This is a genomic window from Roseateles sp., assembly GCF_031397715.1.
GTDB lineage: Bacteria > Pseudomonadota > Gammaproteobacteria > Burkholderiales > Burkholderiaceae_C > Paucibacter_A.
Window position 1 is genome coordinate 1 of the sequence record NZ_JANNMI010000031.1, and the last position, 6,877, is coordinate 6,877.

Genomic DNA, 6,877 nt, shown 5'->3' on the forward strand with positions numbered 1-6,877 from the left:
ATCGCCGCGCAAGGCCAGCCCCAATCGCTGTTGCTGAGCTTGCCCCCGCTGGCCTGCCTCTTTCTGACTCCTTGCTGAGACCTTATGTTACCGACCTCACTTCTGCCCGGACGCCATGAACCGCTGGGTGCGACGCCGCGCGACGGCGGCGTCAATTTCGCGGTGTTCTCCGAAAACGCCAGCCGCATTGAGCTGTGCATTTTTGATGCGGCGGGGCAAGGCGAGTTGCGCCGTTACGACCTGCCCGGCCAGCACGACGGGGTCTTTCACGGCTTCTTGCCCGAGCTGGGGCCAGGTCTTGTCTACGGTCTGCGTGCCCATGGGCCCTACGCGCCCGAGCATGGCCATCGCTTCAATCCAGACCAGCTGCTGCTCGACCCCTATGCACGCGAGATCGTCGGGCCGGCGCAGCGGGCCAGGGTCGCGGCCACGCTGGATGGCGCCAGCAGCCCGCGCCTGAACGCGCCGCGCCATGCGACGGCCGACCTGGTCTTGTACGAGGTCCATGTCAAGGGTTTCTCGATGCAGCACCCCGACATTCCAGCCACTCTGCGCGGCAGCTATGCCGGCCTCGCGCACCCGGCCGCGATTGCACATTTCAAGGCGCTCGGCGTCACCACGCTGTCCTTGCTGCCGGTGCAGTACCGCATCGACGAGCCGCATCTGGCCAAGCTGGGTCTGCCCAATTACTGGGGCTACAACACCTTGGGCTTTTTCTGCCCCGATCCGCGCCTGGCTCAAGCACAGCACCGCGATGATCCGAGCTTGGTCACCGAAGAGTTCCGCGCCATGGTGCGCGAGCTGCACGCGCATGGGCTGGAGGTGGTGCTGGACGTGGTCTACAACCACACGCCCGAGGGCAATGAGTTCGGCCCGACCTTGAGCCTGCGTGGCCTGGACAATAGCAGTTACTACCGGCTGGAGGCGGACGACAAGAGCCGCTACGAAAACCTCAGCGCCTGCGGCAACACGCTCAATTGCGAGCATCCGCGCGTCACGCAGATGGTTTTGGATTCGCTGCGCTACTGGGTCGCCGAGCTCGGTGTGGACGGCTTTCGCTTCGACTTAGCGCCAGTGCTGGGCCGCACCGCGCAGGGTTTCGATCCGAATGCCGCCTTCTTCACCGCCTTGCGCCAAGATCCGGTCTTGGCCGGCGTGCACCTGATCTCCGAGCCTTGGGACGCGGGGCCGGGCGGCTATCAGGTCGGGTGCTTTCCGGGCCGCTTCTTGGACTGGAACGACAAATTCCGCGACGCGGTGCGGGGCTATTGGTTGGGGACGGATTGCCCCCGCGTCGGCCGAGATGAGCTGGCGCGGCGCTTCACGGCCTCCAGCGATCTGTTCCACCACGGCAGCCGCCGGCCCAGTGCCTCGGTCAATTTTGTCTCTGTGCATGATGGTTATGTGCTGGCCGATGTGGTGAGCTACTCCCGCAAACACAACCTGGCCAATGGCGAAAACAACCGCGACGGCCGCGACGGCGAGCTTTGCGCCAACTTCGGCGCTGAGGGGCCGGCCGACGACTTGGGGCTCCGCGCCACCCGGTTGCGCGTGCGCCGCGCAATGCTGGCGACCCTGCTCTTGGCCCAGGGCACGCCGATGCTCTGCGCCGGTGATGAGTTCGGCAACAGCCAGGGCGGCAATAACAATGCCTATTGCCAGGACAACCCGACCACCTGGCTGAGCTGGGGCCAGGCGGAGGCGGACACGCAAGCGCTGGTGGCCGAGCTGCTGCGGCTGCGCCGGCAAGAGCCCTTGCTGCGCCATGACGCCTGGTTTGCTGCCGGCGACGGTGCAGCAGCCAGCTTGCGTTGGTTCACGCCGACCGGCGCCGAGATGCAGCAGCAGGACTGGGCGGGCGCCGGCCAGCAGGGCTTCGCCGCGCAGATGTTTGAGGCCGGCGCCGCGCAGCCGCGCCTGCTGATCGTCTTCAACCCTGATGCCCAAGCTCTGGCCTTTGGCTCAAGCGCCGGCCCTTGGCGCCTTGCCTTGGACAGCAGCGCCGAGCTGCCGGTCGACGAGATCTTCAACCCAGGTCAGACAATGACCATCCCAGCGCGCAGCCTCGTGTTGCTGCGCCATGACTGAAAAGAAGCTCACCATGAACCTCCATCAACGCGCCGCCGCCGGCGTGCTCCTGCACATCACCTCTTTGCCCGGCCCGCATGGCATCGGCGATTTCGGCCCCGACGCTTTCTCCTTCGTCGACTGGCTGCACAGCGCCGGCCAACGCATCTGGCAGCTGCTGCCGACCACGCCAATCGGCCCCGGAGATTCGCCCTACCAGGGTGTGTCGGCCTTTGCCGGCAGCCAATGGATGGTGGCGCTGGAACCGCTGGTCGCCAAGGGCTATTTGGCCGCGCCGCAATTGCCGAGCGACGGCTTTGACGCTCAAGCGGTTGATTACGGCCGCGTGTTGCCTTGGCGCGAGCAGCAGTTGCGGCTGGCGGCTAACGGCTTCTTCCAGCGTGCCGGCGCCGAGGACCGCGCCGCCTTTGCTGCCTGGTGCGCGGCTCAGCAGGACTGGCTGGACGACTACGCCTTGTTCATGGCCATACGCTCGCCTTTGAGTGGCCAGCCCTGGTGGAGCTGGACGCCTGGGCTGGCCCGGCGCGAGCCCGCGGCACTGGCCGCCGCGCGCCTCGACCAGGCGGATGAATACCGTTTCTGGCAGTTTGTGCAATGGGCGTTTGACGAGCAGATCGCCGCGCTCAAGGCCTATGCCAACGCCAAGGGCGTCGCCATCATGGGCGATCTGCCCATCTTCGTCGCGCACGACAGCGCCGACTGCTGGGCCCACCCCGAGCTGTACCACCTGGACGAGAGTTTCCAGCCCACCGTGGTGGCCGGCGTGCCGCCCGACGCGATGTCGCTGGACGGCCAGCGCTGGGGCAATCCGCTCTATCGCTGGGAGGCTCTTGCCGCCGACAACTACAGCTGGTGGACGGCGCGCATCAAGCGGGCGCTGAGCCAGGCCGATGTGTTCCGCATCGACCATTTCCGCGGCTTCGCCGGCTATTTCGAGATCCCCGCCGGCAGCCCCGACGCCCGCCAGGGCCAATGGGTGAGCGGTCCCGGTCAGGCCCTGTTCGACGCGATCGCGGCGGGCTTGGGCGAGCTGCCTATCGTGGCCGAAGATTTGGGTTTCATCACGCCGGATGTCCACGCGCTGCGCGACGGCTGCGGCTTTCCGGGCATGAAGATTCTGCAATTCGGCTTTGGCGCTGATGCAGCTCATGAGTTCCTGCCGCATATGTGGCCGCGCCACTGCGTCGCTTACACCGGCACGCATGACAACGACACCGTACGCGGCTGGTGGAGCAAGGCCGCCGCCCACGAACGCGCCTTTGCAGGCGCCTACTTGGCCTGTGACGAGCACGATGTGCACTGGGCGATGATCCGCGCCTGCTGCAACTCGGTTGCCAATCTGGCAGTGTTCCCGCTGCAGGATGTGCTGGGGCTGGACGGCGCGCACCGGATGAATGTGCCAGGCGTCCTCGGCGGCAACTGGGCCTGGCGCTTCACATGGGACATGCTGGGCGCCGAGCCGGCCCGGGTGCTGGGTCTGATCTCGGCCGCCAGCGGGCGGGCGCCCATCGCCCTGCTGCGCCTGCCGGGCTAAGTCTGATCAGGCTTCATGCTGCCCTGCGCCGCCAAGCCAGCAGCACCGTCCCGCCGAGCAGCAGCGCCCAGCTCGGCAGCTCGGACACGGCGCCGACCTGCAGCACCGTCAGCTTGACCAGGTCCTGGTTGTAGTCGTAGAACAGCTCGTACTGGAAGCCGTTGCCAAAGCCATCGACGCTGACGCTGGCAAAGCTGCCGGTCAGATTGCCGGTGGCGTCGAGGATCACGAACTCGTCGCCATTGGCCAGCGCGCAGCCGGCGATGCAATGCAGCGCCAAGCTGCCGCCCAAACTGGCCGAGCCATTGATCAGCAGCAGGTCGAAGGCCGTGCTGCTGGCCAACTCGACATCGAAGCTGCCGGCAGCGGTTTGCACCAACGCACCGTTCAAGGTCAAGCTGCCGGCGGAGCTGCCGGGCGCCAGATGGCCGTCATTGGTCAGCACATTGGTGGTGAAGGCGCCCGTGCCCATCATCACACCGGAGTTGTTGAAGTTGGCCGGCAACTGGATCGTGCCAGCCTGCACCTCCATGCTGCCCGGATTGCTGAATCCCGTACCGGCGCCTATGGTCAGTGTGCCTGCCCCGGCCGATTTCACGAGCCGCCCCTGGTTGACGATGGCAACGGCCGCGCCGCCGTTGAAGACGAAGCTCATGTCGGCCTGCACGTCCAGCAGGCCCTCATTCATCAGCTGGGCACTGCTTTGCAGGAACAAACTGTTGCCGCTGAGCCAGGTCAGGGTGCCGTGGTTGGTCAGCGCGACGGCGCTGAGGAATTTATTGCCGCCGTTGACACCGGTCAAGGCGGCGCCCGCCGCGATCTCCCAGCCGCCGACCAGGACGCCGCCACTGAACTCGGCCGCACCGCTCAGACGTGCCGCCGTGCCGCTGAAGCTGCCGTTGCGCAGCGACAGATTGCTGCTGCTGATCTCGCCGGCAAAGCTGGCATTGCCGGTGACGGCGACCACACCCGTGCCGGTCAGCTGCGTGCCGGTGTTGAAGGCGGCATTGTTGCCGGCAAAGTTCAACAGGCCGCCGTTGTCGACCGCCAGCGTGCCGCCATCATTGACGAAGGCGATGCTGCCGACATTGACCGTCTGGCCGGCCGCCACCTGCAGCGTGCCGCTGTTGTTGAATGTCGACAGGCCGCCGCCATTGTTGACCAGCGACATGCTGGCCTGTGCGTCGAACAGGCCCCGGTTGTCAAGCAGGCTGGCACTTTGCAGGAACAGCGAATCGTTGGTTTGCCACGCCAGCGTGCCCCGGTTGACCAGGCCGGCCGTGCTGAGGAACTTGTTGCCGCCGCTCTTGCCGGCCAACATCTGCCCGCTGGCCAGCTCCCATCCGCCGGTCAGAAAGCCACCGGTGAATTCGACGCTGCCGCCGACCAGCACCTTGGCGCCGGGGCTGCCGTCGCCGCCGCTGAACACGCCGCTGCTCAAGCGCAGGTTCTGCGACTGGAAGTCATCGACGAAGCGCGCATTGCCGCTGACCAGATTGACGCCCGCGCCGTTGAACTGCGTGCCGCTGTTGAACGTGGCGTTGTTGCCGGCGAAGTTCAGCAGGCCGCCGCCAGCCACATCCAGCGTGCCGCCGTTGTTGACGAAGGCAATCGTGCCGACCGTGCCGGTCTGGCCGGCTGCCACGCTCAGCGTGCCGCTGTTGGTGAAACTGGAGAGCGCACCGCCGTTGTTCACCAGGCTCATGCCGGTGCTCATCACGAAGCTGCCCTGGTTGTCCAGCAGGCTGCCGCTCTGAAGAAACAGCGAGTCGGCGCTTTGCCACACCCACTGGCCCTTGTTGACCAAGTTGGCGGCGCTGAGGAACTTGTTGCCGCCGTTCTGGCCCAGCAAGCTCTGGCCGGCGCCCAGCTCCCAGCCGCCGGTGAACACGCCGCCCTGCAAAGCCACCGTGCCGGTGATGACCGCGCCGCTGCCGCTGTAGGTGCCGTTCTCCAGGCGCAGATTGCTGGAACTGAAGCCGCCGTTGAAGCCGGCATTGCCGGTGATCCGGTTGACGCCGGCGCCGGTGAACTGCGAACCGGCGTTGAATGCCGCATTGTTGCCGGCAAAGTTCAAGCTGCCCTGCGCATCCATCGTGCCGCCATTGCTGACGAAGGCGATGCTGCCAATGGTGCCGGTTTGCCCGGCCAGCGCGCGCAGCGTGCCGCTGTTGGTGAAGGTGGAGAGCGCCCCGCCGTTGTTGACCAAGCTGGCGCCGGCCTGGAATTCAAACAAGCCCTGGTTGTCCAGGCCGGCCGCGCTTTGCAGGAACAGCGCATTGCCGGTCTGCCACAACAGGCTGCCCTGATTGGTCAACAAGGCGCCGGCCATGAACTTGTTGCCGCCATCGGCGCCCAGCAAGGTCTGGCCGCCGGCCACCGTCCAGGTGCCGGCAAGCGCTCCGCCGGAGAAGCTCACGCTGCCGCCGATCTGTGCCGCCCCGCCGGTGAACGTGCCCCCTTGCAGGCGCAGATTGGCCGAATTGAAGGCCCCGTTGAAGGCGGCATTGCCGGTGATGCGCGTCTGGCCCGCGCCGGTAAATTGCGAGCCGGCGTTGAAGCTGGCGTTGCCGCCGCCGAAGTCGATAAAACCGGTCTGCGCATCGACCGTGCCGCTGTTGACAAAGGCAATGCCGCCGATGCTGGTGCCGCCCGCGCCGACGCTCTTGCGGAAGATGCCGCTGTTGTTAAAGCTCGAGGTGGCGCCGCCGTTGTTGACCAGCGCGTCGTCGCTGCGCGCATCCCACAGGCCGGCGTTGCTGATCAGCGCGCCGCTTTGCATGAACAAGGAGTCGGCGTTCCAGTTCACCGTGCCGCTGAGGTTGGTGAAGCTGACCGCGCTGAAGAACTTGTTGCCGCCGGCGTTGATCAGCAGCGCATCGCCCACCAGCAGCGGCTGCGGCGCCGTCACGCCGGGCGTGAAGACGCCGTTGCTGAAGATGAAGTCGGCAGCCCCGGCGTTTGTCGGCACCAGCGACACCAGCGACGCCAGCAGAGCCGCGGCCAGCGGATGTGGTTTCAGGGCGGATCCGGCGGGCAGGGAGGGCTTCATAGTTTTGCTCCATAGGTGGCCGAGAAACTGGCCCTTCCTACACTAGGCGCTCGGCGGTCCCCCCGCACCCCTGATTCTGGGGGGGGGCGCCTAGCGCCGCGCAGCTCCGGCTTCTTGTTGATGCTGTTTTAAGAGCTAGGAGCCCGGGCGGCAGAAAATCGGCGGCTGCAAGTCGCCCGCGGCGGGCCATTTTTGACTTCGTC

Annotated in this window: 3 protein-coding genes; 2 read left to right on the plus strand and 1 reads right to left on the minus strand. The window is 66.4% G+C overall.

Features of this window, described 5'->3' with window-relative positions; translation table 11 throughout:
• Positions 1 to 84 precede the first annotated feature (84 nt).
• A complete protein-coding gene (glgX, locus tag RMO57_RS01580) occupies positions 85 to 2,088 on the plus strand; it encodes a glycogen debranching protein GlgX (protein ID WP_310383598.1) in 2,004 nt (667 codons plus the stop codon).
• Between the two features lie 13 nt (positions 2,089 to 2,101).
• The gene (gene malQ / locus RMO57_RS01585; protein ID WP_310383600.1) at positions 2,102 to 3,622 is read left to right on the plus strand and encodes a 4-alpha-glucanotransferase; all 1,521 of its coding nucleotides are present in this window, start codon (positions 2,102 to 2,104) and stop codon (positions 3,620 to 3,622) included.
• A gap of 13 nt (positions 3,623 to 3,635) precedes the next feature.
• On the opposite strand, the gene RMO57_RS01590 is transcribed toward malQ, so the two are convergent.
• Complete coding sequence (locus RMO57_RS01590; protein ID WP_310383602.1) at positions 3,636 to 6,674, minus strand: hypothetical protein; 3,039 nt, start codon at positions 6,672 to 6,674, stop codon at positions 3,636 to 3,638.
• Between the last annotated feature and the right edge of the window lie 203 nt (positions 6,675 to 6,877).

Excerpts from the sequence above, each read along its gene's own strand:
- glgX (WP_310383598.1), top strand. The coding sequence starts at position 85 with ATGTTACCGACCTCACTTCTGCCCGGACGCCATGAACCGCTGGGTGCG.
- malQ (WP_310383600.1), top strand. The coding sequence starts at position 2,102 with ATGAACCTCCATCAACGCGCCGCCGCCGGCGTGCTCCTGCACATCACC.
- RMO57_RS01590 (WP_310383602.1), bottom strand. The coding sequence starts at position 6,674 with ATGAAGCCCTCCCTGCCCGCCGGATCCGCCCTGAAACCACATCCGCTG.